General features: G+C 74.0%; 20 protein-coding genes and 1 pseudogene. 7 read left to right on the top strand and 14 right to left on the bottom strand.

Annotation, left to right across the window (positions count from 1 at the left end):
• Position 1: 1 nt before the first annotated feature.
• Complete coding sequence (locus GA0070611_RS18485; RefSeq protein WP_091665973.1) at positions 2 to 1,642, bottom strand: peptide ABC transporter substrate-binding protein; 1,641 nt, start codon at positions 1,640 to 1,642, stop codon at positions 2 to 4.
• A 430-nt stretch (positions 1,643 to 2,072) separates the two neighbouring features.
• Between GA0070611_RS18485 and GA0070611_RS18490 the strand changes: the two genes are divergently transcribed.
• Positions 2,073 to 2,807: a PIG-L deacetylase family protein gene (locus GA0070611_RS18490; RefSeq protein WP_197675739.1), complete on the top strand. Its 735-nt coding sequence runs from the start codon at positions 2,073 to 2,075 to the stop codon at positions 2,805 to 2,807.
• A gap of 107 nt (positions 2,808 to 2,914) precedes the next feature.
• Here the strand turns inward: GA0070611_RS18490 and GA0070611_RS18495 are convergent, their stop codons facing one another.
• From GA0070611_RS18495 to GA0070611_RS18505, 3 genes are all read right to left on the bottom strand, one after another.
• The gene (locus GA0070611_RS18495; RefSeq protein WP_091665975.1) at positions 2,915 to 4,093 is read right to left on the bottom strand and encodes a thioester domain-containing protein; all 1,179 of its coding nucleotides are present in this window, start codon (positions 4,091 to 4,093) and stop codon (positions 2,915 to 2,917) included.
• Between the two features lie 164 nt (positions 4,094 to 4,257).
• Positions 4,258 to 4,935, bottom strand: a complete 678-nt coding sequence (locus GA0070611_RS18500) for a response regulator (protein ID WP_091673121.1) — start codon at positions 4,933 to 4,935, stop codon at positions 4,258 to 4,260.
• A 2-nt stretch (positions 4,936 to 4,937) separates the two neighbouring features.
• Complete coding sequence (locus tag GA0070611_RS18505) at positions 4,938 to 6,182, bottom strand: ATP-binding protein (RefSeq protein WP_091673124.1); 1,245 nt, start codon at positions 6,180 to 6,182, stop codon at positions 4,938 to 4,940.
• Between the two features lie 196 nt (positions 6,183 to 6,378).
• On the opposite strand from GA0070611_RS18505, the gene GA0070611_RS18510 reads away from it, so the two are divergent.
• The 3 genes and pseudogenes from GA0070611_RS18510 to GA0070611_RS18520 all read left to right on the top strand — a co-directional run bounded on the left by GA0070611_RS18510 (position 6,379) and on the right by GA0070611_RS18520 (position 10,186).
• Complete coding sequence (locus tag GA0070611_RS18510) at positions 6,379 to 8,139, top strand: PspC domain-containing protein (protein WP_091665977.1); 1,761 nt, start codon at positions 6,379 to 6,381, stop codon at positions 8,137 to 8,139.
• Positions 8,136 to 8,319, top strand: a pseudogene (locus GA0070611_RS18515) (hypothetical protein); the annotation flags it as partial. The gene GA0070611_RS18510 and the pseudogene GA0070611_RS18515, both read left to right, overlap by 4 nt.
• Positions 8,320 to 8,938: 619 nt before the next feature.
• The gene (locus GA0070611_RS18520; RefSeq protein ID WP_091665979.1) at positions 8,939 to 10,186 is read left to right on the top strand and encodes a phosphatidylserine decarboxylase; all 1,248 of its coding nucleotides are present in this window, start codon (positions 8,939 to 8,941) and stop codon (positions 10,184 to 10,186) included.
• A 58-nt stretch (positions 10,187 to 10,244) separates the two neighbouring features.
• On the opposite strand, the gene GA0070611_RS18525 is transcribed toward GA0070611_RS18520, so the two are convergent.
• From GA0070611_RS18525 to GA0070611_RS18535, 3 genes are all read right to left on the bottom strand, one after another.
• Positions 10,245 to 11,153, bottom strand: a complete 909-nt coding sequence (locus tag GA0070611_RS18525; protein WP_091673126.1) for a CDP-alcohol phosphatidyltransferase family protein — start codon at positions 11,151 to 11,153, stop codon at positions 10,245 to 10,247.
• Positions 11,154 to 11,498: 345 nt separating this feature from the next.
• Complete coding sequence (locus GA0070611_RS18530) at positions 11,499 to 12,410, bottom strand: NUDIX hydrolase (protein WP_157740348.1); 912 nt, start codon at positions 12,408 to 12,410, stop codon at positions 11,499 to 11,501.
• A 102-nt stretch (positions 12,411 to 12,512) separates the two neighbouring features.
• Entirely contained in the window at positions 12,513 to 13,460 is a 948-nt protein-coding gene (locus GA0070611_RS18535) for an NUDIX hydrolase (protein ID WP_091665985.1), read from the bottom strand.
• Positions 13,461 to 13,605: 145 nt separating this feature from the next.
• Here GA0070611_RS18535 and GA0070611_RS18540 point away from each other — a divergent pair, with 145 nt between their 5' ends.
• Entirely contained in the window at positions 13,606 to 13,992 is a 387-nt protein-coding gene (locus tag GA0070611_RS18540) for a PspC domain-containing protein (RefSeq protein WP_091665987.1), read from the top strand.
• 7 nt (positions 13,993 to 13,999) lie between these two features.
• Here GA0070611_RS18540 and guaA read toward each other — a convergent pair whose 3' ends face one another.
• Both guaA and GA0070611_RS18550 read right to left on the bottom strand, forming a co-directional pair.
• Positions 14,000 to 15,556, bottom strand: coding sequence for a glutamine-hydrolyzing GMP synthase (gene guaA / locus GA0070611_RS18545; RefSeq protein WP_091665989.1), 1,557 nt, complete (start codon positions 15,554 to 15,556; stop codon positions 14,000 to 14,002).
• A 90-nt stretch (positions 15,557 to 15,646) separates the two neighbouring features.
• Positions 15,647 to 17,344, bottom strand: coding sequence for an FAD-dependent oxidoreductase (locus GA0070611_RS18550; RefSeq protein WP_091665992.1), 1,698 nt, complete (start codon positions 17,342 to 17,344; stop codon positions 15,647 to 15,649).
• A 145-nt stretch (positions 17,345 to 17,489) separates the two neighbouring features.
• Here GA0070611_RS18550 and GA0070611_RS18555 point away from each other — a divergent pair, with 145 nt between their 5' ends.
• Positions 17,490 to 18,593: an LCP family protein gene (locus GA0070611_RS18555; RefSeq protein ID WP_091665995.1), complete on the top strand. Its 1,104-nt coding sequence runs from the start codon at positions 17,490 to 17,492 to the stop codon at positions 18,591 to 18,593.
• Here GA0070611_RS18555 and GA0070611_RS18560 read toward each other — a convergent pair.
• The 4 genes from GA0070611_RS18560 to guaB form a co-directional block, all read right to left on the bottom strand.
• A complete protein-coding gene (locus tag GA0070611_RS18560) occupies positions 18,590 to 20,053 on the bottom strand; it encodes a M1 family metallopeptidase (protein WP_091665997.1) in 1,464 nt (487 codons plus the stop codon). The two genes, GA0070611_RS18555 and GA0070611_RS18560, sit on opposite strands and share 4 nt — an antisense overlap.
• A gap of 86 nt (positions 20,054 to 20,139) precedes the next feature.
• Positions 20,140 to 21,531 (bottom strand): M1 family metallopeptidase, encoded by a 1,392-nt coding sequence (locus GA0070611_RS18565; protein ID WP_091666000.1) that lies wholly within the window; start codon positions 21,529 to 21,531, stop codon positions 20,140 to 20,142.
• A 74-nt stretch (positions 21,532 to 21,605) separates the two neighbouring features.
• A complete protein-coding gene (locus tag GA0070611_RS18570; protein ID WP_091666003.1) occupies positions 21,606 to 22,724 on the bottom strand; it encodes a GuaB3 family IMP dehydrogenase-related protein in 1,119 nt (372 codons plus the stop codon).
• Positions 22,725 to 22,755: 31 nt separating this feature from the next.
• Positions 22,756 to 24,318 (bottom strand): IMP dehydrogenase, encoded by a 1,563-nt coding sequence (gene guaB, locus GA0070611_RS18575; RefSeq protein ID WP_091666005.1) that lies wholly within the window; start codon positions 24,316 to 24,318, stop codon positions 22,756 to 22,758.
• Positions 24,319 to 24,515: 197 nt separating this feature from the next.
• On the opposite strand from guaB, the gene GA0070611_RS18580 reads away from it, so the two are divergent.
• On the top strand, positions 24,516 to 24,920 hold the full coding sequence (locus tag GA0070611_RS18580; RefSeq protein WP_091666007.1) for a DUF5319 domain-containing protein: 405 nt from the start codon (positions 24,516 to 24,518) through the stop codon (positions 24,918 to 24,920).
• A gap of 9 nt (positions 24,921 to 24,929) precedes the next feature.
• Here the strand turns inward: GA0070611_RS18580 and GA0070611_RS18585 are convergent, their stop codons facing one another.
• Positions 24,930 to 25,748 (bottom strand): response regulator transcription factor, encoded by an 819-nt coding sequence (locus GA0070611_RS18585; RefSeq protein ID WP_091666010.1) that lies wholly within the window; start codon positions 25,746 to 25,748, stop codon positions 24,930 to 24,932.
• Positions 25,749 to 25,835 lie beyond the last annotated feature (87 nt).

Below are 25,835 nucleotides of genomic sequence, written 5' to 3' on the forward strand. Positions count from 1 at the left end.
ATCAGAGCTCGACCGAGGTGATGTCGAGTTCGCCGACGTTGCTGAGCTCCATCTTCTTGATCTTCTCCGAGTGGCCGGACTGCTGGCCACCGAAGTAGATCGGCATCGACGGAACGTCCTGGTCGATGAGCTTCACGGCCTCACCGAACTTCTTGTGGGACTCCTCGATGCTGGGGGCCGCGGAGGCCTCCTTGGCGAGGGCGTCGACAGCCTTGTTGCTGTACAGACCGTCGTTCGAGGAACCGCCGGTCACGTAGAGCGGGTTGACCCAGTTCTCCACGTCCGGGTAGTCCTGCTGCCAGCCGGCCCGGTAGGCACCGGTCATCTTGTGGGCGTTGATGTTGGCCCGGAAGACCGCGAAGGTCGGCACACCGACGGCGACGGCGTCGATACCCAGGTTGGTCTTGATCTGCTGGGCGACGGCCTCCATCCACTCCTTGTGGCTGGCGTCGGCGTTGTAGAACAGCTGCAGCTTGCCGGTGAAGCCACCGGCCTCGGTGAGGAGCTGCTTGGCCAGGGTCACGTCGAACTTGCAGGCGGTGCAGTTGCCCGGCTCGGCGCCCGGGGTCAGCGGGTTCGCCCAGCTGTCGGCCGGCTTGCGGTTACCGAAGAAGATCTTGTCGGTGATCTCCTGGCGGTTGATCGAGTGCGAGATCGCGGCACGCAGCTTCGCGTTCTGGAAGCGCTTGTCGTAGATCGGGAACGCGATGATGCCGGTGGTCGGCGTGGTGGAGGCGATGGCCCGGTCGCCCAGGTCGGCCTTCCACTTGTCGCCGGCCAGCGAGGAGACCGGAACCTGCTGCTGGAAGTCCAGGTTGCCCGACACCAGGTCGTTGTAGGCGGCGGTGTCGTCCTGGTAGATCTTGACGGTGACGTCCTTGATCTTCATCTTGTCGCGCAGGTTGTAGTCGTCGAAGCGGGTGAGCTTGATCTCGACGTCGTCCTGCCAGGAGACGAACTTGACCGGGCCGTTACCGATCGGCTTCTTGCCGAACTCTTCCGGCTTCTGCGTGAAGAACACGTCCGGCAGCGGCATGAAGGCGCTGTAGCCGAGCTTGGTCGGGAAGACCGCGGTCGGCGCGGAGAGGGTGACCTCGAAGCTGGTCTCGTCGATGACCTTGAGGCCGGACATCTCCTTCTTGGCCGGCTCCGGGGCCTTCTTCGGGCCGTCGCCGTCCGGGTCCTCGGTGTAGACGTCGCTGAAGCCGGCGATGTCCGAGAAGAAGCTGGCGTTCTGCGCGCCGTTCGGACCGTACGCCGCCCAGTTCCAGGCCTTGACGAAGTTCTCGGCCTTGACGGTGGTGCCGTCGTGGAACTTGGTGCCCTGCTTGATCTTGATCTTGAAGACCTTGGAGTCGGTCGTGTCGATCGACTCGGCGAGCGCGTTCTGCGGCGCGCCACCGTTGTTCGGGTACTCCACCAGGCCGGTGAAGAGCCAGTCGACGATCTTGCCGCCACCGGTCTCGGTGGTGTTCGCCGGAACCAGGGGGTTCTCCGGCTGGGTACCGTCGATGACGATCGCGCCGTCCTTGCTGGCCTCAGCGCTGCCACCGTCGTTGTTCCCGCTGGAGCAGCCGGACGCGACGAGCGCGAAAGCCGCGCCCACCGCGAGCGCGCCGCTCGCCCGCTTCGAGACTCTCATTCCGAGGGGCCTCCTCTTTCTAACCTGGTTCCGTCGTGGGTTTCACGCACGTTTGGGGGGTGACACCACCGCCGACCCGAACCGCAGGTCGCCGGTTTACCGCAGAGGAAATCGGGACACCCCAGGGGTACCGATCCGCCGGGCACCACACCCTCGGAGGGAGACACCGCGCAGGGTCGACGACCACGCGCCGTGCGCCTCGCGGCGGCGTCACGTGGTCGGTGGGCCCGACGGGGTGCCTCACACCAGGGGTGAGGTGCTGCCACTGTGACACCCACCGGCCCATTACGTGAAGGTGCCGTTATCAAGCCGTTAGTTGCCCGCCGCGTGGCCGATACTTGAGAAAAGATCATGAAACATGCTGGTCGTACCGCCCTGAACAGGCAAGACACGACCACACAGGCAGGACTCCCCCGTAGGCTCAGGCGCTGTGAGCTTCCCTGCCTCCGCTCCGCCGCTCCCGGACGTCCGCCGGGCCCTGGCGGTTTTTGCCCATCCGGATGATGTCGACTTCGGCTGTGCGGGCAGCGTGGCCGGCTGGGTGGACGAGGGAACAGAGGTGGCCTACCTGATCGTGACCCGAGGGGACTCCGGCGGCTTCGACGACACCCCACGGGAGGAGATGCCGGCCCGGCGCGAGGCGGAACAGCGGGCCGCGGCCGCCGCGGTCGGCGTGCGCCGGGTCGACTTCCTGGACGGGCACCCCGACGGCACCCTCACCCCCACGCCGCAGCTGCGCCGGGAGATCACCGCCGCGATCCGCCGGTTCCGGCCGGACCGGGTGCTGACCAGCTCCCCGCTGCGCCGCTGGGAGCAGCTGACCGGCCCGGGCCACCCCGACCACCTGGCCGTCGGCGAGGCCACCACCTGCGCGGTCTACCCGGACTCACGCAACCGCTTCGCCTTCCCCGAACTGCTCGCGGACGGGCTGGAGCCCTGGGTGGTCCGGGAGATCTGGTACGCCGGCGGCCCCGCCCCCGACCACGTCGTCGACGTGACCGGGCAGGCCGACCGGAAGATCGCCGCGATGCGTGCGCACCACTCGCAGACCGCGCACCTGGACGTGGCGAGCTGGGTGCACGACCGGCTCGGCGCGGTGGCGCGGGACGCCGGGCTGCCCGCCGGCCGGCTGGCCGAGGCGTTCACCGTGCTCCGCACCGAGTAGCCCCGCGGGTCGACCCGGCCCCCGTGACCGGAACCGGTCAGGCGTACCCGGAACGGGACCGGCCCCGGCGCCACACGGGCGCCGGGGCCGGAACGGACCGGTCACGGTCAGGCGGTGAAGCGGACCTTGCGACGCCGGACGATGAGCACCGTCACCGCGCCGGCGGCCAGCAGGAGCACGCCCACGGTCGCGGCGGCGGCGATCGGCGAGCCGGTCAGCGGCAGGGCACCGCCGTGGCCGGCCGGCGAGGTCGACGGCGCCGGGCTGCCGGCCGGGACGGCCGGGGAGGGGCTCTCCGCCGGGGCCGACTCCGACGGCGACGGCGACGCCGTGGTCGGGGTGGCCGACGGCGACGCCGGGGCGGCGGCGAAGCTCGCGGCGGCCTGCGCGCGCACCGTCTCACCGGTGCTGTCGCCCAGGATCAGCTTCTGGGCCTTGCCGCCCGGGTAGAGGAAGACGCGCCCGAAGGAGACCGCCTCGCGGGCGGTGAGGGTCACCGACACCTCGCCGGCACCGTCCCGGGTGAGCCAGAACCGGCCGCCGTTGGTGGTGGTCGTCACCGGCTCGCCGGCCTCGTCGACGGCCCGGCCGCCGGTCGCCGCCACGGTGATCTCGCCCGCCGGGCCCTTCACGGTGAACGGACCGGCCTTCGCGCCGGCGTTCGCGGTGGCCTTCGCCGGGGCGACGGTCAGCTCGGTCTTCGGCTCCGGCTGGTCGGTGGCGTGCGCGACCAGGTAGTCGTGCACCTTCTTGATCACGTCGTACTGCGGCGCGTCCAGGCTCACGCCGGCCGTCCGGTCGCCGAGCACCACGTCGTCGCTGAACGTCCAGATCGCGGTCTGGGTACCGAAGTAGAGCAGGACGTCCCGCTGCTCGGCGCCCACGCCGGCCGGCAGGGTGGCCCCCGCGGCGGCGAGCAGCGCGGCCGGGTCGCCGTTCGGGTAGCCGTGGGTCAGCACCCACTGCACCTTGCCCAGCCGCTCGGCGGCGATGCCGGACGCGGCCCAGTCGCCCTCGGCGTACGTCCCGCCCAGCTTCACCGCGGTGTGGAAGTCGATGCAGTACGCCCGGACCTGCCGGCCGTCGATGGTGAGCGCCAGCTCGGACGTCTTCATTTCCTTGCCGTTGAGCACCAGCTCGACGCCGGTGTGCTCGGGGCTGACCGCGACGCCGGTGGTCGGCTCGTCGGCGGCCCGGGCGGGGCCGGCCAGCCCGAACGCCAGCGCGCCACCGGCGACCAGCGCAGCGGCGGTACGCGCCCAGCGTCGTCCTCTTTGCAGGAACATCGGAATCGTGCACCTCTCCCCAGGGGTGGCCCGCCCACGCGGGCCCGACTCGTCGCCGTTCCCGGGGGATCTCGCACCACCCGCACGCGGGAACGCGCGACGGGTCATTATGGACGATTCGATGATCTTCTGTCACCCCCGGGGACGGGCCCGGGGGTGGTCGCTCAGACCAGCCGGCGGTCGGCCGCCCACCGGGACAACTCGTACCGGTTGGACATCTGGAGCTTGCGCAGCACGTTCGACACGTGCGTCTCGACCGTCTTTATCGAGATGAACAGCTCCTTGGCGATCTCCTTGTACGCGTACCCCCGGGCCAGCAGCCGCAGCACCTCGCGCTCCCGGTTGGTCAGCTGGTCCAGCTCCGGGTCGGCGACCGGGGCGTCCGGCCGGGCGGCGAAGGCGTCCAGCACGAACCCGGCCAGCCGGGGGCTGAACACCGCGTCCCCGTCCGCCACCCGACGGATCGCGTCGGCCAGCTCGTCCGGTGAGATGGTCTTCGTGACGTACCCCCGGGCCCCGGCCCGGATCAGGCCGATCACGTCCTCGGCCGCGTCGGAGACGCTCAGCGCCAGGAACCGCACCTGCGGGTGGGTACGCCGCATCGCATCCAGCACGGCCCGGCCACCGCCGTCCGGCATGTGCACGTCGAGCAGCACCACGTCCGGCTGGGTGGCGGCGATCCGGTTGACCGCCTCGGCCACCGTGCTCGCCTCCCCCACCACCTCGACGTGCGCGCCCAGCTCCGCGCGTACGCCCGCCCGGAACATGGCGTGGTCGTCGACGAGGAAGACCCGCAGCCGCCCCCGGGGCGCCACCGGCTCGACCGCTCCCTGCTCCGCCATGATCACTTGTCCCTTTCCGCCGTGGAACCGTTGCCACCGCTGATCGGCAGGATCAGCCGTACCTCGGTCCCCTCCCCCGGGCCGGACCGGATCTCCGCCCGGCCACCGTGCCGCTTCATCCGCCCGATGATCGAGCCTCGCACGCCGTGCCGGTGGTCCTCCACGGTATCCGGGTCGAAGCCCTTGCCCCGGTCCCGGACGAAGGCGCTGACCTGGTCCGGCTCCACCTCCGCGTAGAGCGAGACGGTCTGCACCCCGGCGTGCCGGGCGGCGTTGACCAGCGCCTCGCGGGTCGCGGCGACCAGCGCGCCGACCCGCTCGTCGGTCTCCCGGTCGCCCACCACCACCGCCTCCACCGTGATCGCGAAGGTGTCCTCCACCTCGGCCGCGGCCTGCTCCAGCGCGGCGGCGAAGCGCTCGGTCGGCGAGGCGGTCGGCTTGTAGAGCCAGTTCCGCAGTGACCGTTCCTGCCCACGGGCCAGCCGCTGCACCGTCTTGACGTCGCTGGCGTTGCGCTGGATCAGGGCGAGCGTGTGCAGCACCTGGTCGTGCACCATCGCGGCCAGCTCGGCCCGCTCCTGCTCCCGGATCCGCCCCTCGCGTTCCGAGCGGAGCTGGTTCCAGGTGCGCCAGAGCACCGGTCCGGTCACCACCCCCACCCCGGCCAGGCCGACCAGCGCGAAGATCACGCCGTTGAGCACCGCGTCGAAGTTCTGCGCCGGGGAGTAGACGGCGGCCACCCCGATGATGCCGACGGCGACCAGCACCCCACCGCCGATGAAGCGGAGCACGAACGCCCGCCGGTCGCTCTCCTCCACCACCGCGCCCAGCCAGGGCACCGGCATGGCCTCGCCCCACTGCCGGCGCCGCTCCGGGGCGGACTGGTGCCAGATCACCCCGGCGCCGACCGCGATGATCGCGACCAGCCAGCCCGCCGTGCCGGCCGCGCCGACCGAGTGGAAGGCCATCACCTGGATCATCAGCACGCCCAGCCCGATCGCCACGAAGGGCAGCAGCTGGCCGAGGTCGCGCCGGGGCGGCACGGCGGTGTCACCGGGGCGGGGCGGCACCACCGCCCAGAAGGCGGCGTACAGCAGCAGGCCGAGGCCGTTCAGCCCGAGCAGCACCATGAAGGCGATCCGGACCCGGAGCACGGAGATGCCGAGGTGCTCCGCCAGGCCGGCGGCCACGCCCGCGGCCAACCGGTGCTGGGTGGCCCGGTAGAGCCGCGGCGGGTGCGGGGTCACGGTGCTGCTGATCGGAGGCTCCCCGGTCGGACGGAGGTGGTCGGGGCCGGCCGGTGCCGGCCCGTTCCGATCGTCACACGCGGACGGCGCCGGAAACCACGGGGACGCCCCGGACATCCGGGGTTCCGGGATCTCAGGGTGGGGTCAGGGTCGGGTCCTGAGGACGCTCGGGCGGCCGGGGCAGCAGGATCGGAGCATGACCGAGGACGCTGCCCGCCCGCCCCACCCCGGGGCGGCAGCACAGGACGGGCCACCGCCGCCCCCGCCGCCGGGTCCGGCGCCCACCGCCGCCGGCCCGACGCCGCCCCCGCCGCCGGGTTCCGGCCCGTTCACCGGACCACCACCCGGCGGGTACGGGCCGCCGCCCGCCGGTGCCGGCTTCACCTCCCGGTACGGGCTGGTCCGCCCGCGCGAGGGCCGGTACCTGGCCGGCGTCTGCGCGGCGATCGGCCGGGCCACCAACACCGATCCGGTGCTCTGGCGGGTGCTGCTCGCCGTGCTGGGCTTCTTCGGCGGGATCGGCATCCTGGTGTACGTCACCGCCTGGCTGATCATCCCGGGCGAGGGGGACACCGCCTCCCCGGTCGAGTCGATGCTGGGCCGCGGCCGGTCGAGCATGTCCCCGGTCACCGTGATCGTGCTGAGCATCCTGGTCGCGGTCGGTTTCGGGTACGTGGTGACCAACGCGTTCCGGGCGATCCTGCTCGGCGCGGTGATCCTGATCGGCGGCGCGCTGCTGCTCAACCGCGACCAGCGCGGCCCGGCCCCGGCCGGGGCCGGCTGGCCGACGTCCGGTCCACCCGCCCCGGCCTGGTCCGGTGCCGGCGTACCGACCGCCCCGCCGGCCGCCGCCCCGGCGGCCCAGGCCGGACCGCAGGTCCCGACCGGTCCCGTGCCCGCCGCCCCGGCCTGGTCCGGCGCGGGTGTCCCGGCCGGCCCGACGCCGACGGCTCCGGGGCAGTTCGGTGCCGTCCCCACGAGCGGCGGCCCGGTCGACGCCGGACCGGAACCGGTCCGGCCGGTGAGCGCCCCGTCACCCGGCTGGGCCGGTGGCTCCCTCCCCGCCCAACCGGCCTGGCCGGCCGCCGCGCCGTTCCCGGCACCGCCGGCGGCCGCACCGGCCGGCCTGCCCGGCGAGGTGTGGACGCAGCACGCCGCCCCGGCCGCGCCGACGACGGGCGCCCCGACCGGGGAATCGGTCTCCGGGCCGCCCCCGCTCCCGGTGGGCGCGCCGCTGCCGCCCGGTGGCTACCGGCCGCCCTTCGCGCCGCGCGGCCCGTACGCGGGGCCGTACCCACCGGCCCCGGTGCCTCCTCCGCCGGTGGTCCGCCCACCGAAGCGGCCGAAGGAACGCTCCCCGCTCGGTGCGGCCACCTTCTCGCTGATCTTCCTGGCGCTGGGCGCGGTGGCGGTGCTGGACCTGCTCGACGTCTTCCCGGTCGGGGCGGCCGGATACTTCGCGGCGGCGCTCGGCACCATCGGGCTGGGCCTGCTGGTGGGCACCTGGTTCGGCCGGGCCCGCTGGCTGATCGCCCTGGGCCTGGTCACCTCGGCGGCGCTGGGCATCGCCACCGTGGCCGAGTCCTACGACCGGGTACGCGGCATCGACGGCGACGTGACCTGGGCCCCGGCGGACTACCGTGACCTCGCCAACCGGTACGAGAACAACTTCGGCGACGCGGTGCTCGACCTGCGCGGCGTCGACTTCGACAAGAAGGACACCCAGGTGACCGTGCAGGTCAACTTCGGCAAGGCCACGGTGGTGGTCCCGCCGAACGTCGACGTCACCACGGTGACCGACGTCAACGCGGGCGACGCCGACGTCTTCGGCCGGCGCGCGGGTGGCCTGGACCGGCCCCGCTGGGAGAGCACCGACCTCGGCGCGGACGGCAAGGGCGGCGGCACGCTGCGACTGATCGTCCACGTGAACGCGGGAGACCTGGAGGTGACCCGGTGAAGGCCCACCGCACCGACCTCGTGTCGTTCGCCTTCGGGCTGACCTTCCTGGCCCTGGCGCTCTGGTGGCTGCTCGCCCGGATCCTCGGCCTGACCCTGCCCCCGGTGGGCTGGTTCCTGGCCGGCGCGCTGGTCCTGATCGGGGTGTTCGGCCTGGTCGGCGCGCTGCGGTCGGGCCGGCACACCGGGCGGGACACCGCCGGCGGGCAGCCGGAGGCCACCGTCGCGGCGCCTTATCTGGACGGCACGCCGACCACCGGCGCTCCGGTCGGGCCGGCCGCCGACGAGTGGGCCACCGACGCCGTCACCGAGGGGACCGGGGTGGCCCGGGAGGACCGCCCGTTCGACACCGGGCCGCGCTGGTCCCCCTTCCCGCCCTCGTTCGGCGAGGCCGCTCCCGACCCGACCGGGCCCGTGACCCGCGAACTCCCCGTCGCGGGCGAACCGGCCGGGCCTGCGGCGGAGCCGGGGACCCGGGAACTGCCCGCGGTGGACGCGTCGGACGGGCCGGAGGCCGGTCGGCGCACGGGTGGGGACGGGTCGGAGCGGTCCCCGGGCTGACCGCAGCGGTGCGGCGCCCCGGCGGCGGCGCATATGCTGGCCGAAGGAGCACTCGTCTCCGCCGGCCGGACCCATCCCGTGGTGCCCGGCGGTCCGGATCGGGGCGCGGCGTCAGCCGGCCCGGGCCCGGACGGCCGTGGCCCCGCCCGGCGCTCCCGGTCGCCGGTCCCGGCCGGCCCGGTCGCCGGGGCGGTCCCGCCGCGTCCCGTCGTCACCCCGTCGTCAGGAGTCCGCCCGACATGACCCAGTCCCCCGCCGTGCGCACCCCCGGCCCGTCCGGCCCGGTCCGCCTCGGCGAGCGCGCCGCCCGCACCCTCGTCTCCGAGCTCGCCCGGCGCAACGACCCGAAGGCCGGCCTGCTGGTCGGCGCGACCCCCGAGTCCGCGGTGCTGGCCGCCGCGATCGAGGCGCTGCTCCCCGGCGACCGGCTCACGGTCGTCGCGGCGGAGGGCTCCTCCGCGGCGGCGCTGCGGGAGCACGTGACGGCCCAGGGCAGCTGGGTCGCCGACCGGGTGCGGGTCGTCGACACCCTCGCCGAGGCCGACGCGGCCGAGGTGGTCATCGCCGGCGAGCCGTTCACCGGCACCGCCGACGAGGCCCGGGTCGCCGTCGACGGCCTGTCGAAGTACCTCACCGACGGAGCCGTGCTGAGCGTGGCCGCGCCGGTGTTCCGCACCGAGGGCGCGGGCGCCGAGCTGGACCGGCAGGGTGTGCTGCACGGCGTACGCACCGACGTGGTGCTGCGCAACTCCCCGCCGGTACGGGTGCACCACCTGCGCTTCACCCCGGCCGGCGCCGCGCTGGCCGCGAACCTCTCCCCCGCGTACCGGCCGTCGAGCGTGCCACTGACCCGGGGGATGCACATCGACTCGAACGGGGTCGCGGCGGCCGGCATCACGCTGGGCCTGGCCGCGCTGGCCAAGGCGGCCCGGCCGAAGTCGAAGCTCTGGCTGCTCCCCGCGCTGGCCGCCGGCCCGGTGGCGGCGTTCTTCCGGGACCCCGAGCGGGACGTGCCGGAGGACCCGTCGGCCGTGGTCGCCGCCGCCGACGGTCAGGTCCTCTCGGTGCAGCGGCTGCACGACGAGCGCTTCGGCGACGGGGAGTGGCTGCGGATCGCGGTCTTCCTCTCCGTGCTGGACGTGCACGTCAACCGCGCCCCGGTGGCCGGCAAGGTGGTCGACTACTTCGTCGCGGACGGCGGGTTCGTCAACGCCATGAAGCCGGACGCCGAGCACAACGTGGCGGCGTACACGGTGCTGGAGACGGCCCACGGCCCGGTGGTGGTCGCGCAGCGTACCGGCCTGATCGCCCGACGGATCGTGCAGCGGGCGCCGGTCGGCGCACTGCTGGCCCGGGGCGAGCGCTTCGGGCTGATCCGGTTCGGCTCGCGCACCGACGTCTACCTGCCGGTGGGCGCGGCCGAGCCGCAGGTGGGCCCCGGCGACAAGGTGGTCGGCGGTTCGACGGTGATCGCCCGCTGGGTCTGATCACGGGACACGGAAAAGGGGCGCCGCTGGTAGCGGCGCCCCTTTTCCGTGCTTCGGGTCAGGCGGTGCGGCGCTGGCGCAGCCAGAGCACCGGGCCACTGACCAGGTAGCCCACCACTACCAGGGCGAAGGTGAGCCGGATGTCGACCAGCGCACCCAGCACCGGGGCCAGCCAGAGCCACGGCGGCAGCTTCACCAGCCGGGCCAGCTTGGCGTACGGGAAGCTGGACACCATCGCGAAGGCGAGCAGCGCCACCCCGGCGACCAGCACCAGGCCGGGCACCGGCAGCCCGATCGCCACGGTCAGGGCCAGCACGGCCGCCGCCATGGTGGTCGGCACGCCGCAGAAGAAGCGGCCGTCCTTGGGTGAGACGTTGAACCGGGCCAGCCGGATCGCGGCGCAGGCCGCGACCAGGGCGCAGGCGACCGCGGCGGCCGCCGGCGGCACCGAACCGGCCAGCGAGGCGTAGACCACGACCGGCGCGGCGAGGCCGAACGAGCACATGTCGGCCAGCGAGTCCATCTGGGCGCCGAACGGGCTGGCCACGCCGAGCTTGCGGGCGAGGGCGCCGTCCAGGCCGTCGAACGCGACGCAGGCGATCAGGCAGAGCGCCGCGACCCGGGACTGGCCCTGCATGGCCAGGAAGATGGCCAGCATGCCGAGCATGAGGCTGCTCAGGGTGCACGCGTTGACCAGGGCGAACTTGGCCCGCCGGGCGGCGGTGCGCTCGCCGGGCAGGAGCGGGATCGACATCGCCGTCGGGTCGTCGACCGGCGTGGCGGGGGCCAGCGCCGGGCTGACCGGCATCACGGCCTCGACCTCGTGGTCGAACCTGCCGTAACGGCGGCGCTGGCGGTCGTTCCAGCGGTGGTCGGGGGTGACCAGGTCGGTCGCGGGGGCGACGCCGTCCCGGCGACCCACCCGGACCAGCAGCACCTGGCGGGCGAACGTGCTGCTGCGGCGCAGTTGGCCCGCCCAGCGACGCCCTGCGGGGCGCGGACTGTCAGTCGTACGACGCCGGCGCCATGGGGCTCTCGGCACGTTTCCTCCATCACCGGATCGGCTGACCGCCTCGGGGGCGGGTGTCCGGCTGTCTCGTGCCGGACCTTCCTGGTCCGGCAGCCCGTTTGCGGAGTACACAATTGCACAGGGGACAGGGGCTTGGCGATAGCTGCCGGCGGTACTTATATCTCCCTTAACCGCGCGAACCGCTCGTTTATTCCCGTCTCGGGCTCCATCGCCCTTTTTCGTCTGCCAACCCCGACTTCCGACTGTACCGGAGGCACCCCGTCCCGGCTCGGCGAGCGGGTGTCAGCTACCCCGTTGTCCGGTTGCCAGCGCCACCACGTCCGTCGTCCGCAGGCCGCTGACCTGCTCCGGAGCGAACCACGCCGCGCGCGCCGTGGAGCCGCCGGCGAGTTCGGTCACCACCGCCTCGGTGGGGACGTCCACGCGTACCCGGTAGATGACCCGGACCCCGTGCCAGTCCAGCGGTCGCCCCTCCGGGCCCAGCGCGCCCGGGTTGTGCAGGTTGTCCACGGCGAGCAGGCCGACCACCCGGCCGAGCTGCCCGGCCTCCTCCACCAGCTCCCGCAGCAGCCCGGCCGCCGGCTGCTCACCGTGGTCGGTGCCGCCGCCGGGCAGGTGCCACTTCCCCGCCCCCGGGTAGCCGTCGGCGATCATGGTGAGCAGGATCCGGCCGGCGGGGTCGGTGACCAGCCCATACGCGGCGAAGCGCTGGCGGCGGTCGGTGGCCGGCGGCGGGAAGGGCTCCCGCCGGGGCCGGAGGGCGTCCGCCGGCAGCGGGTCGACGGCCAGGTCGAGCACGTCGGCGGTGAACGGCAGCAGCGGCAGCTTCCCGACCTCGTCGAGCGTGTACCAGCGGGCCAGGTCGGTGGTGCCGGCCGGCTCGTCGGCCAGCTCCCCACCGGTCGCCGCCACGTCGAAGACGATCCGGTCGGTGTGCAGGGCGACGTCGAGGTCGGGGTAGCGGGTGACGTCGGCGACCGCGTCCCGCAGCCCGGTGACCCGGACGGCCAGCCCGGTCTCCTCGGCGAACTCGCGGACCACGGCGTCCTCGGCGGGCTCGGCGTGGGCCAGGCCGCCGCCGGGCAGCTGCCAGACGCCCGGGTGGTCGGCGTCGGCCGACCCGCGTACCAGCAGGACCCGCCCGTCGCCGTCCCGCAGGACCCCGTACGCCCCGATCCGCCGCCGTTGCTCCACCCGTACCCCTCGCCGTCCCGTTCGCCGCCACCGAAACCCGTCGATCATGAGGTTAGCGGCAGCGGGCGGGACGTACCGGCCCGGCGGCGGGTCCGGGCCGGCTCAGATGAGCTGGGCGGCCTGGACGGCCTCGGCGGTCACCTCGGTGAGCCGGTCGGTGGGCAGGGCACCCAGCTCCTCCCGGCGGAACCAGCGCGCCTCGCAGGTCGAGCCGCCGACGTCGGCCACCGTGGGCGGGGCCGGCTGGTCGACCACCACCCGGTAGAAGGCGCGTACGCCGTGCCAGTCGATCGGGTAGCCCTCCGGGCCGAGCGAGGCGGCGTCCCGGTGGCTGGCCACCCCGAGCAGCTCGACCAGGCGGCCGGTCTGGCCGGTCTCCTCGACCAGTTCGCGGATGAGCGCGGCGCCGGGCTGCTCGCCGTAGTCGGTGCCGCCGCCCGGCAGGTGCCAGCAGCCGGCGCCCGGGTAGCCGTCGGAGACCCGGGTGAGCAGCACCCGCTCCTCCGGGTCGGTCACCACGGCGTACGCGGCGAAACGCTGCGCCCGGTGCAGCCCGTCCGGGCCGGGGACCGCGTAGAACGAGGGGAACTCGGGCACCTCGGCCGGCACCAGGTCGTCGGTGGAGGTGGGCAGCCCCAGGGCGCGCGCGGTGAACAGCCGCAGCGGCAGCTCGCGGGCCTCGTCGAGGGTGAACCAGCGGGCCAGGTCGGTGGGGCGGTCGACCCGCTCGGTGAGCGTCCCGCCCCGGACGGAGACGGTGTAGAGCAGCCGGTCGGTGTGGATCGTGATGCCGCGCTCGGGCAGCGCCCGCATGTCGGCGATCACGTCCTGGAGGCCGGAGACGGCGACCGAGAGGCCGGTCTCCGCCGCGGTCTCCCGGACGACGGTGTGCTTGGGGTCCTCACCGTGGTCGACCGCCCCTCCGGGCAGCGACCAGGTGCCGGGGGTGCCGGAGCGCTCCGATGCGCGGACCAGCAACACTCGGCCGTCTGAATCAGCACAAACTGCGTATGCCGCGATCCTGCGGAGCGGCTCCAGCGAGGTGGTCACGGGAGGAAATTGTCCTCGCGCCGGGTTACCTCCATCGAAAAGAGTCAGATTCCTGACTCTTCGCTGGCGGCTCAGGGATCGGTCAGGGTAGGAGTCCGGGCGGTCACCGAGGTCGCCCGCCGGGCCGACGCGGGACCGTGGGGACATGACCTCCCCGCACTCCTCCCAGGCCCCGTACAAGCAGCTCCGCCGACCCGTCACGGACCGGATGATCGCCGGCGTGGCGAGCGGCGTCGGGCGCTACTTCGCCGTCGACCCCACCCTGGTCCGGGTGACCTTCGCGGTCGCCACCCTGCTCACCGGCGGGCTCGCCGCGCTGGCGTACCCGGTGATGTGGTTCCTGATGCCCGAGGAGCCGGCGGACGCCCCGGCCTGGCCGCACCCGGCGGGCACCGCGCCCGGCTGGCCGCCCGCCGCGCCGCCGGCTGCCGGCCCGACCTGGTCGGCGCCGACCGCCGGCCCGGACCGGTGGCCCGGGCCCGTGCCGCAGCCGGAGACCCGGCCGGCGCCTCAGCCGCCGACGGCGGCCTGAGCCCGGCTCACTCCCACTCGATGGTGCCCGGCGGCTTGCTGGTCACGTCGAGGACCACCCGGTTGACCTCGGCCACCTCGTTGGTGATCCGGGTGGAGATCCGGGCCACCACGTCGTAGGGCAGCCGCGACCAGTCGGCGGTCATCGCGTCCTCGCTGGAGACCGGGCGCAGCACCACGGGATGCCCGTAGCTGCGCCCGTCACCCTGCACCCCGACGCTGCGCACGTCGGCCAGCAGCACCACCGGGAACTGCCAGACGCCCCGGTCCAGGCCGGCGGCGGTCAGCTCCTCGCGGGCGATCAGGTCGGCCCGGCGGAGCACCGCCAGCCGCTCCTCGTCGACCGCGCCGATGATCCGGATGGCCAGGCCGGGGCCCGGGAACGGGTGCCGCCAGACCATCGCCTCGGGCAGGCCCAGCTCCAGGCCGAGCGTGCGGACCTCGTCCTTGAAGAGCGTCCGCAGCGGCTCGACCAGGGCGAACTTCAGGTCCTCCGGCAGACCGCCGACGTTGTGGTGGCTCTTGATGTTGGCGGTGCCGGTGCCGCCGCCGGACTCCACCACGTCCGGGTAGAGGGTGCCCTGGACCAGGAACTCCACGTCGCCGTGCGAGGCGATCTCGCGGGCGGCGGCCTCGAAGACCCGGATGAACTCCCGGCCGATGATCTTGCGCTTCTGCTCCGGGTCGGTCACCCCGGCCAGCGCGCCGAGGAACCGCTCCCGGGCGTCGACCACCTTGAGCTTGATGCCGGTGGCGGCGACGTAGTCCTTCTCCACCTGCTCGGCCTCGCCCGCGCGCAGCAGGCCGTGGTCGACGAAGACGCAGGTGAGCTGGTCCCCGACCGCCCTGTGCACCAGCGCCGCGGCGACCGCCGAGTCGACGCCGCCGCTCAGGCCGCAGATGACCTCCTTGTCGCCGACCTGCGCGCGGATCCGCGCCACCTGGTCGTCGATGATGTTCTCGGGCGTCCAGCTGGGCTCGATGCCGGCGATGTCGTACAGGAAGCGGGTCAGCATCTCCTGGCCGTGCGCGGTGTGCCCGACCTCCGGGTGGAACTGCACCCCGGCCCGGCGGCCGGTCAGGTCCTCGAACGCGGCGACCGGCGCGCCCGCCGACTCGGCCGTCACCGTGAAGCCCGCCGGCGCCTCGGTCACCGCGTCGCCGTGGCTCATCCAGACCGGCAGGTCGGCCGGCAGGTCACGCAGCAGCACGCCCGGCTCGAGCAGCCGGGGACGCAGCGGGGTGCCGCCGTACTCGCGGTTGCCGGTGCGGGCGACCGTGCCGCCGAGCGCCTGGGCCATCGCCTGGAACCCGTAGCAGATGCCGAAGACGGGGACCCCGGCGTCGAACATGCCGGCGTCGATCTGCGGGGCGTCCGGCGCGTAGACGCTGGACGGGCCGCCGGAGAGGATGATCGCGGCCGGGTTCTTCGCCAGCATCTCGGCGACCGGCATGGAGTGCGGGACGATCTCCGAGTAGACCTTGGCCTCGCGGACGCGACGCGCGATGAGCTGGGCGTACTGGGCTCCGAAGTCCACCACGAGGACGGGGCGAGGCGTGCTCATGTGCAGAAAGCCTACCGACAGTCACCCCCGCCCCGGGCCGCGCCCCGGGTGTGTCGCACGCCGCGTCTCCGGCGGAGCCGGCCGGCCGCCTCAGGGGCGTAGCGCGGCGGGGGCGTGCGCCGGCACGGCCGGCTGCCGGGGCGGCACCGGGTCGAGCCGGCGGTACGCTGCACCGGGCGCCGGGCGTGGGTCGTCCTCGCCCTTGTTCGGCCAGTACGACATCGCCCGCTCGGCCTGCGCGGTGATCGTCAGGGACGGGTTGACGCCCAGGTTCGCGGAGACCGCCGCGCCGTCCACCACGTGCAGCCCCGGGTGGCCGTAGACCCGGTGGTACGGGTCGATCACGCCGCGCTCCGGGGAGTCGCCGATCGCCGCGCCGCCCAGGATGTGCGCGGTCACCGGGACGTTGAACGGCTCGGTGACCGCGCCGCCGGGCGTACCGTCGATCTCCTCGGCCAGCAGCCGGACCGCGTCGTTGCCGGCCGGGATCCAGGTGGGGTTCGGCGCGCCGTGGCCCGGGCCGGAGACCAGCCGGCGGCCGAACGGGCCGCGCCGCAGCCGGGTGGTGAGCGAGTTGTCCACCGACTGCATGACCAGGGCGATCACCGTCCGCTCGGACCAGCCGCGCACGGAGAGCATCCGGGCGGCCAGCCCCGGCTGGGTGACGATGCTGGTCAGCCAGCGCCGGACCCGGCGCGGGCCGCCGTCGACCAGCAGCGACTGGAGCAGCCCCATCGCGTTGGAGCCCTTGCCGTAGCGGACCGGTTCGATGTGGGTCTGCGGGTCGGGGTGGAACGAGCTGGTGATCGCCACCCCCTCGGTGAAGTCCAGCCCGCGCCGGCGGGCCTGCCGCGACCCGACCGAGGCGCCCAGGATCGCCTCCGAGTTGGTCCGGGTCAGCTCGCCGAGGCGGGGCGAGAGCCCGGGCAGCGCCCCGGTGGCGCGCATCTCGTGCAGCAGCCGCTGGGTGCCCAGCGCCCCGGCCGCGAAGACCACCTGGTCGGCGTGGATCACCTGGCGGCGCGGGCGCAACCAGGCGCCGGTGCGCACGGTGTGCACGTCGTACCCGCCGCCGGCCGCCGGGCGCACCGCGGTCACCGTGGTCAGCGGGTGAACCTGCACGCCGAGCCGCTCGGCGAGCCAGAGGTAGTTCTTGACCAGGGTGTTCTTCGCGCCGTGCCGGCAACCGGTCATGCAGGAGCCGCAGTGGCTGCAGCCGGTGCGCTCGGGCCCCACGCCACCGAAGTAGGGGTCGGGCACCCGCTCGCCGGGTCGGCCGATGTGCACGCCCACCGGGGTGGCGTGGAAGGTGTGCGCCACCCCCATCCGCTCGGCCACCGCCCGCATCGCCCGGTCCGCGCCGGTGACGATCGGGTACGTGGTGACGCCGAGCATCCGCTTCGCCTGGTCGTAGTGACGGGCCAGCTCGTCGCGCCAGTCGGTGATGTCCCGCCACTGCGGGTCGGTGTAGAAGGCGTCGAGCGGCTCGTAGAGGGTGTTCGCGTAGACCAGCGAGCCGCCGCCCACCCCGGCGCCGGAGAGCACCAGCACGCCGCCGCCGGCCTTCCGGTCGGCGGAGCGGAGCAGGGTGATCCGTTGCAGCCCGTAGCAGCCGAGCTTCGGGGCCCAGAGGAAACGCCGGGCCCGCCAGGAGGTCTGCGGGAACTCGTCGTCGGCGAAACGCCGCCCGGCCTCCAGCACCCCGACGTCGTAGCCCTTCTCGGCCAGCCGGAGCGCGGTGACGCTGCCGCCGAAACCCGACCCGATGACGACCACGTCGTACCGCATGAACGCATCATTACCGACGGGTAGCCATAGCGCCAGCGCGAGTTTTTCGCAGATCATGCAGAACGCCCGACCGGGCAGGATTCCCACCGACGCAACCCGTACCCCACCCCGCCACGTCCTACGGGTACGGGGAAGGAGAACCACGATGACCCGACGACGGTGGCTGCTCGGCCTGGCGGCCCTGGTGGCCGTGCTGGTGGTCGCGGCCGGCGCGGTGCTCGCCACCCGGCTGGCCTCCCGGCCCTCCCCCGCCCCGGCCGCCGGCGCGCCGACCCCCAGCCCGTCGGCGAGCCCGAGCCCGTCGGCGACGGCCAGCCCCACCCCGCCGCCGGGCGCCGACCTCACCGGCCCGCTCAACCTGCTGCTGGTCGGGGTGGACACCCGGGTCAGCGTGCCCGGCTGGGAACCGCACGGCGACGCCGTACTGGTGCTGCACGTGCCGGCCGGGCTCGGCAAGGCGTACCTCTTCTCGCTCCCCCGCGACCTGGTGGTGGACATCCCGGCCTACCCGAAGGCCGGCTACCCGGGCGGCCGGACCAAGCTCACCCACGCGATGAGCTACGGCAGCCGGGTCCCCGGCGACAAGGCCCACCCCAGCACCGCCCAGGGGTACGAGCTGCTACGCACCACGGTCAGCCGGTACACCGGGCTGCGCATCGACGCCGGCGCGGTGATCACCTTCGGCGGCTTCGACAAGCTGGTGGACACCCTCGGCGGCGTCGACATCAACGTCGACCAGCGGGTCGCCTCGAAGCACCGCCGGCCCGACGGGCGCTACCGGGACCGGGTCGGCAGCGAGTACGTCGGCCCGCAGATGGTCTACCTGCCCGGCGACCGGCACCTGACCGGCTGGCAGGCGCTGGACTACGCCCGGCAGCGGTACACCGCCGGCGGCGACTACACCCGCCAGCGCCACCAGCAGCAGCTCCTGCGGGCCCTGGCCCGGAAGATCCTGGATGAGAACCTGGCCCGCGACCCGGCCCGGGTCGAGCAGGTGGTCGACGCGCTCGGCAAGACCCTGGTGTACGTCGGCGGCGGGCGGAAGCTGGTCGACTTCGCGTACGCCCTGGGCGGGCTGCCAGCGGACGGCCTCGTGCTGGTCGCGCTCCCCGGCGACGGGGTGGGCAGCGGCGGGTCCTACCGGGGCGAGCAACTGCTCCCGGTCGGCCGGCAGTTCCTCACCGCGCTGCGCGCCGGCCGCCAGGACGCCTTCCTCACCGCGCACCCGTCGTTGCGGGTGAAGTCCTAGAGCGGCTTCGGTTCGGCGGGGCGCTCGGTGCCGTAGAGCCAGGCGTCGAAGAGCTTGCCGAGCTTCTTGTGCGAGATCCGCTCGGCCAGCGCCACGAACTCGGCGGTGGTCGCGTTGCCGTTCTTCTTCTCCGCCGCCCAGGTGCGCAGGATGGTGAAGAAGGCGGTGTCGCCGACCGCCACCCGCAGCGCGTGCACGGTCATCCCGCCCCGGTCGTAGACCGAACGGCCGAACAGGTTGGCCACGCCCGGCTTGCCCGGCGGGGTACGCCACACCTGCCCGGAGGCGCCCGCGTACATCTGCTCGAACGTGCGCTGCACGGTGGAGACACCGGTGTGCTCCGCCCAGAGCCACTCGGCGTAGGTGGCCAGCCCCTCGTTGAGCCAGATGTCCTGCCACTTCGCCAGCGACACGCTGTCGCCGAACCACTGGTGGCCCAGCTCGTGCGCGACCACCCCGGTGTTGTCGCCCTGCCGGAAGAACCCGGCCGAGTAGACCGGCCGGCTCTGCGTCTCCAGCGCGTACCGGACCCGGTCGTCGGCGACCACCACCCCGCCGTACGCGTCGAACGGATACGGCCCGAAGACGCTCTCCAGGTAGTCGGCGACCTCGACGGTGCGGGCGATCGAGCGGTCCGGCGCGCCGTCGGCCACCTTCGTGGTGACCGCGCTGAACACCGGCCGGCCCTTGTGCGTCCCCCGGGTCACCCGGAACTTCCCGATCACCACGGTGCTGAGGTAGCTGGCCATCGGCGCGTCCTCGACCCACGACCAGGTGGCCCAGTCGCCACGGACCGTACGTCCCTCGGGGACACCGTTGCTGACCGCGGTCAGGTCCTTCGGCACGGTGATCTCGAACTGGTACCGGGCCTTGTCGGAGGGGTGGTCGTTGACCGGGAACCAGGTGCTCGCCGACTCGGGCTGGCCCAGCGCGATGGCCCCGTCGGAGGTGTGCAGCCAGCCGCCCTCGCCGATCACCTCGTTGCGCAGCGCGGCCGGTACGCCGTCGTAGCGGATCTCGGCGACGAAGCCGTTGCCGGCGGTCAGCGCGGTGCCCGGGGTGACCACGAGTTCGTCGGCGGTGCGGGTGTGCCCCGCCTTCGCGCCGTCCACGGTGACCGACCGGACGGTCAGCCCGGCCAGGTCCAGGTTGAACGCGGTCAGGTTGGCGGTGGCGGTGGCCCGCACGGTGGTGGTGCCGGTCAGCTTGTCCGTCGCCGGGTCGTACCGCACCTGCACCCGGTACTGCGCGACGTCGTAGCCGCCGTTGCCGTAGCCGGGGAAGTACGGGTCGCCGGCGCCGGGCGCGCCGGGACCCACGCTGCGGGTCGCGCTCGGCGCGGCGGCCGTCGGGCTCTGCACGGTCGGCTCCGCCTCGGGGGAACCGCACCCGGCGAGCAGCAGGGCCCCGGGGAGCAGCAGTCCGAGCCGTCGTCGTCCACTCCACCGCGCCAGCGTCATCGCCTCGATCCCTCCCCGGGCGTGGGCCGGCCCGCCCCCGGGCCGCTCCGCCCGCGGCAGCCTACCGACCGACGGTCACGCCCGCGTCACGGCAGGGCCGGCGCGGTCGCGCCGACGAGCCAGGCGTCGAGCAGCGGGCGCAGCGGCCGGCCGGCCACCCGTTCGGCGTACCCGATGAAGTCCGCGGTGGTGACGGTGCCGTCCCGGTGCTCGGCCAGCCAGCCGCGCAGGATCCGGAAGAACGTCGCGTCGCCGACGGTGCGGCGCAGCGCGTGCACGGCCAGCGCGCCGCGCCGGTAGACCGCGTCGCCGAAGAGCGCCGCCCGGCCCGGGTCCACCGACGGCTTCGTCCAGTCGACGCCCCGGTAGGCGGCGGTGAAGGAGTCGGCCACCGCACGGCCGCCGTCGTGCGCGGTCCAGAGCCATTCCGCGTACGTGGCGAAGCCCTCGTTGAGCCAGATGTCGCGCCAGCGCGCCAGCGAGACGCTGTCGCCGAACCACTGGTGGGCCAGCTCGTGCGCGACCACCTCGGTGTCCGGCCGGCCACGGCCGAAGAAGCCCGGCCCGTAGACCGGCCGGGTCTGGGTCTCCAGCGCGTACCGGATGCCCGGGTCGGCCACCACGAGCCCGCCGTACGCGTCGAACGGGTACGGCCCGAAGACACTGGCCAGGTAGTCCGCCACCGCGCCGGTACGGGCCACCGAGGCGGCCGCCGGACCGTCCGCCGGCAGCCCGGCGGCGACCGCCGTGACGATCGGCTTCCCGGCGTGGGTCCCGGTCGTCACCCGGTAGTTCCCGATCACCAGGGTGGTCAGGTAACTGGCCATCGGGGCGTGCTCGGCCCAGCGCCAGGTGGTCCAGCCGGCCCGGCTCTCCCGCCCCTGCGGCACCCCGTTGCTGAGCGCGGCGAGCCCGTCCGGGACGGTCACCTCGATGTCGTACGTGGCCTTGTCGGCGGGGTGGTCGTTGACCGGGAACCAGGTGCTCGCCGACTCCGGCTGGCCCAGCGCGATCGCCCCGTCCGGGGTGGCCCGGAAGCCGCCCTCGCCCAGCTCGCCGCTGGGCAGCGGCGCCGGCACCCCGCCGTAGGTCACCTCGACGCCGAACCGCTTCCCGGCGGGCAGGCCGCGGGGCGGGGTGACGACCAGCTCGGCCCCGTCACGGTGGTGCTCGGCCTCGGCGCCGTCGACCCGGACCCGGTCGACGGTGAGGCCGGCCAGGTCCAGGTGGAACCGGGACAGCCCGGCGGTGGCGGTCGCGGTGATCGTGGCCCGGCCGGTGAGCCGGTCGTCGGCCGGGTCGTAGCGCACCGCGAGGGCGTAGTGGTCGACGTCGTAGCCGCCGTTGCCGGCCCCCGGCACGTACGGGTCACCGAGGTCGGCCGAGCCGGGCCGGAACCGGCCGTCGTGGCCGGTGCAGCCGCCGGCCAGCAGCGCCACGGCCAGCGCCGCCGCCCACCACCGTCGACCGGGCGTCATCCGGCGAGCCTAGACGCGCGACGGCGCGGGTGGGACCGGAATCCGCACCCGCGCCGTCGCGTCGTCGCCCCGGCTCAGCGGTCGAGCACCAGGCCGACCTTCTGGAACTCCTTGAGGTCGCGGTAGCCGCACTTGGCCATCGCCCGGCGCAGGCCGCCGAAGAGGTTGAGCTGCCCGTCGGGCTCGTCGGCGGGGCCGAACAGCAGCTGCTCCATCGAGCCGAGCGGGTCGCCGGCGGTCTCGAACGCGCCCCGGGGCAGCGACGGGTGGCTGGCCGCCGAGTGCCACCAGGCACCGCCGGCCGGGGCCTCCGCGCAGAGCGAGAGCGGCTCGCCGAGCATCACCGCGTCCGCGCCGCAGCCGAGCGCCTTGGCGATGTCGCCGGAGGTCTGGATGTCACCGTCGGCGATCAGGTGCACGTACCGGCCACCGGTCTCGTCCAGGTAGTCGCGGCGGGCGGCGGCGGCGTCGGCGATCGCGGTGGCCATCGGCACCCGGATGCCGAGCACCGACTCGGTGGTCGACCAGTCGTCGCCGCCGATGCCGACGATCACGCCGGCCGCGCCGGTCCGCATCAGGTGCAGCGCCGTCTTGTAGTCGGTGCAGCCACCCACGATCACCGGCAGGTCGAGGTCGGCGATGAACTCCTTGAGGTTCAGCGGCTCGTCGGTGGTGGAGACGTGCTCGGCGGAGACGATGGTGCCCTGGATGACCAGGATGTCCACGCCGGCGTCGAGGATCACCGGGGCGAGCGCCAGGGTGTGCTGCGGGGAGACCCGGACGGCCACCGTGCCGCCGCCGGCCCGCAGCTCGCGGACCCGCTCGGCGATCAGGTCGGGGCGGATCGGCTCCGCGTACACCTCCTGGAGGCGCTTGGTGGCGCGGGCGTCCTCGCCCAGGCCGGCCAGCTCCTCCAGGACCTTGGCCGGGTTCTCGTACCGGGTCCAGAGGCCCTCGACGTTGAGCACGCCGAGACCGCCGAGCTGGCCGAGCCGGACCGCCGAGGCGGGGCTCATCGTCGCGTCGGACGGGTGCCCGACGCAGGGGATGCCGAACGGGTAGGCGTCGAGCTGCCAGGCGGTGGAGACGTCGTCGACGTCCCGGGTCCGGCGGCTCGGCACGATGGCGATGTCGTCCAGGTGGTAACCGCGCTGCGCGGTCTTGCCCAGCCCGATCTCGACCACGTCACGCATGGGGGACTCCAGGTGGTTGGGGGGATGGTGGTCAGCGGCTGTGGTAGTTGGGCGCCTCGACGGTCATCTGGATGTCGTGCGGGTGGCTCTCCTTGAGCCCGGCCGCGGTGATCCGGATGAGCTGGCCGCGCCGGTGCAGCTCCGGGATGCTCTCCGCGCCGACGTACCCCATCGCGGCGCGCAGCCCGCCGGTGAGCTGGTGGGCGACCGCGGAGAGCGGGCCCCGGTAGGGCACCTGACCCTCGACGCCCTCGGGGACCAGCTTGTCCTCGGCGAGCACGTCCTGCTGGAAGTAGCGGTCCTTGGAGTAGGACTTGGCCTGGCCGCGGGACTGCATCGCGCCGAGCGAGCCCATCCCCCGGTACGCCTTGTACTGCTTGCCGTTGATGAAGATCAGCTCGCCGGGGCTCTCCTCGCAGCCGGCCAGCAGGCTGCCGAGCATCACCGTGTCGGCGCCGGCCACCAGGGCCTTGGCGATGTCGCCCGAGTACTGGATGCCACCGTCGCCGATCACCGGCACGCCGGCCGGGCGGGCCGCCCGGGCGGCCTCCATGATCGCGGTGATCTGCGGTACGCCGACCCCGGCGACGATCCGGGTGGTGCAGATGGCGCCGGGGCCCACGCCCACCTTGACGCCGTCCGCACCCGCGTCGACCAGCGCCTTCGCGCCCGCGTAGGTGGCCACGTTGCCGCCCACGATGTCGATGGCGACGTCCTTCTTGAGCCGGGCGACCATCTCCAGCACGGCCCGCTGGTGACCGTGCGCGGTGTCCACGATCAGCACGTCGACGCCCGCGTCGACCAGCGTCCGGGCCCGCTTGTACGAGTCCTCGCCGACGCCCACGGCGGCGGCGACCCGCAGCCGGCCCGCCTCGTCCTTGGTGGCGTTCGGGTACTGCTCGCTCTTGGTGAAGTCCTTGACGGTGATCAGGCCGCGCAGCGTGCCGGACTCGTCGACGATCGGCAGCTTCTCCACCTTGTGCCGGCGGAGCAGCTCCAGCGCGTCGTCCTTGCTCACCCCGACCCGCGCGGTGACCAGCGGGGTACGGGTCATGATCTCGCGGACCGGCGTGGCCGGGTCGGAGACGAAGCGCATGTCCCGGTTGGTGACGATGCCGACGAGCTGGCCCTGACCGTCCACCACCGGCACGCCGGAGATCCGGTAGCGCCCGCAGAGCGCGTCGACGTCACGCAGGGTGTCGTCGGGGTTGGCGGTCACCGGGTTGGTGATCATGCCGGACTCGGAGCGCTTCACCAGGTCGACCTGGAGCGCCTGGTCCTCCATGGAGAGGTTGCGGTGCAGCACGCCGATGCCGCCCTGGCGGGCCATCGCGATCGCCATCCGCGCCTCGGTCACGGTGTCCATCGCGCTGGACAGCAGCGGCACGGTCAGCTCGATGTTGCGGGTGAGCCGGGTACGGGTGTTGACCCGGCTCGGCACCACGTCCGACTCGCCCGGCTGGAGCAGCACGTCGTCGAAGGTCAGCCCGAGCGGCACCACCCGCGCGGAGCCGGCGGGCAACTCGGGCAGATGGCCACCCAGCTCGCCGCCGTCGACGCCGGCCGGAAGTTCGGTGCTGGGCGAATTCTCCACGATTGCTCCCCTGAGCTGTTCGTACGGGCTGCGGCGCGGCGGCGCGCGCGGACACCGGCGCACGCCGGGTGACGGCACGTCGCTTCATCGTACCCATTGAGCTGGGCCGGCCCCGGCAGCGGCGGGCAGGGGTAGGCGGGGCCACAGGGACTCCCCGGGGGCGGACTTTCCGGCCCGCCGGGGACTACGGTGGGGGGGTGCACGACGAGCCCATCGACCCGTTCAACGGCGACCCGGCCGATCCGGCTGCCGGCCTGCACGATCCGCGTGAGGACGATCCACTGGACCCGCTGACCGAGGTCGAGAAGCAGGACGTCCTGGAGGACCTCGCCGATCTGGAGATCTACCAGGCGCTGTTGCAGCCGATCGGGGTGCGTGGCCTGGTCATCGAGTGCGAGGACTGCCGCGAGCCGCACTACTTCGACTGGGACCTGCTCCGCGGCAACCTGCGCCACCTGCTCAGCTCCGGCCGCCCCCGGGTGCACGAACCGGCCTACGACCCCGACCCGGACCACTACGTCAGCTGGGACTACGCCCGGGGGTACGCCGACGGTGTGCACGACACGCTGACCGAGGGCACCGAGGACGCCGCCGAGGAGTGACCGCCGGGGTCAGGCCACCAGGCCGGCCCGGAAGCCCGCCGCGACGGCGTGTGCCCGGTCGCGGGCCCCCAGCTTGCGGAAGAGCCGGCGGGCGTGCGTCTTGACGGTGTCCTCCGAGACGAAGAGTTCCCGGCCGATCTCCGCGTTGCTCTTCCCCTCGGCCATGCCGAGCAGCACCTGGAGTTCGCGTTCGGTCAACCCGACGCTGCCCCGGGAGTTGCGGGCCCCGGCGCGCGGGGTGGCGGTCGGCGCCTCCGGCTCACCGGTGCCCGGCTCGGCCGGGTCGTCGCCGCGCTGCACCGGCACCACCGTGGGGCCGCCCCCGGGCCCGTCCGCCGGCCCGGCCGGCCAGGCCGTCTGCTGTCCGGCCGGGGTCCGCCCCGGTGTGCCCGGACGGGCCGGCCCACCGACCGCGGCGGCGTCCCGCGCCGGGTCGGTCACCCGGTGCCGGGCCGCCCGGCCCGGGGCCGCGAGCAGCAGCAGGGCCTTGGCCACCGCGCTGGTCAGGTCGTGGTCGATGCCCTGCACCAGACCGCGCGCGCCGGCGTTGATGGTGGCCGCCGCCGCCTCGGACTCCTCCGCGCCGAGCAGCACGACCGCGGCCTGCGGCGCGCGGGCGAGGACCCGGCGGACGAAGCCGGCGCTGTCCGGCCGGGTGAGGGCGGTGTCGGCGAGCACCACGTCGACCGGGCGCTCGGCGAGCCGGAGCATCACCTCGGGATCGGAGACGGCGGTACGCACGACTCCGGCCAGCCCCAGTCGCGCCGCCGCGGAAGTCAGGTGCTGAGCCGCCAGTGGTGTCCGAACGCACACGAGAACGCTACGCACAGTGGTCTCCTTTCCCGACTCAGAGCAGACCATGGCCGGGTCGCCCCGGGAGGGGGTTCCGGGCAATCATCCGAACTTTTCCGACAG

It is taken from the genome of Micromonospora auratinigra (genome assembly GCF_900089595.1).
GTDB lineage: Bacteria > Actinomycetota > Actinomycetes > Mycobacteriales > Micromonosporaceae > Micromonospora > Micromonospora auratinigra.

What these genes read in the sequence shown, in the direction of transcription:
- GA0070611_RS18485 (WP_091665973.1), bottom strand. Translation starts at nt 1,642, where the DNA reads ATGAGAGTCTCGAAGCGGGCGAGCGGCGCGCTCGCGGTGGGCGCGGCT.
- GA0070611_RS18495 (WP_091665975.1), bottom strand. Translation starts at nt 4,093, where the DNA reads ATGTTCCTGCAAAGAGGACGACGCTGGGCGCGTACCGCCGCTGCGCTG.
- GA0070611_RS18500 (WP_091673121.1), bottom strand. Translation starts at nt 4,935, where the DNA reads ATGGCGGAGCAGGGAGCGGTCGAGCCGGTGGCGCCCCGGGGGCGGCTG.
- GA0070611_RS18510 (WP_091665977.1), top strand. Translation starts at nt 6,379, where the DNA reads ATGACCGAGGACGCTGCCCGCCCGCCCCACCCCGGGGCGGCAGCACAG.
- GA0070611_RS18520 (WP_091665979.1), top strand. Translation starts at nt 8,939, where the DNA reads ATGACCCAGTCCCCCGCCGTGCGCACCCCCGGCCCGTCCGGCCCGGTC.
- GA0070611_RS18540 (WP_091665987.1), top strand. Translation starts at nt 13,606, where the DNA reads ATGACCTCCCCGCACTCCTCCCAGGCCCCGTACAAGCAGCTCCGCCGA.
- guaA (WP_091665989.1), bottom strand. Translation starts at nt 15,556, where the DNA reads ATGAGCACGCCTCGCCCCGTCCTCGTGGTGGACTTCGGAGCCCAGTAC.
- GA0070611_RS18550 (WP_091665992.1), bottom strand. Translation starts at nt 17,344, where the DNA reads ATGCGGTACGACGTGGTCGTCATCGGGTCGGGTTTCGGCGGCAGCGTC.
- GA0070611_RS18555 (WP_091665995.1), top strand. Translation starts at nt 17,490, where the DNA reads ATGACCCGACGACGGTGGCTGCTCGGCCTGGCGGCCCTGGTGGCCGTG.
- GA0070611_RS18560 (WP_091665997.1), bottom strand. Translation starts at nt 20,053, where the DNA reads ATGACGCTGGCGCGGTGGAGTGGACGACGACGGCTCGGACTGCTGCTC.
- GA0070611_RS18565 (WP_091666000.1), bottom strand. Translation starts at nt 21,531, where the DNA reads ATGACGCCCGGTCGACGGTGGTGGGCGGCGGCGCTGGCCGTGGCGCTG.
- GA0070611_RS18570 (WP_091666003.1), bottom strand. Translation starts at nt 22,724, where the DNA reads ATGCGTGACGTGGTCGAGATCGGGCTGGGCAAGACCGCGCAGCGCGGT.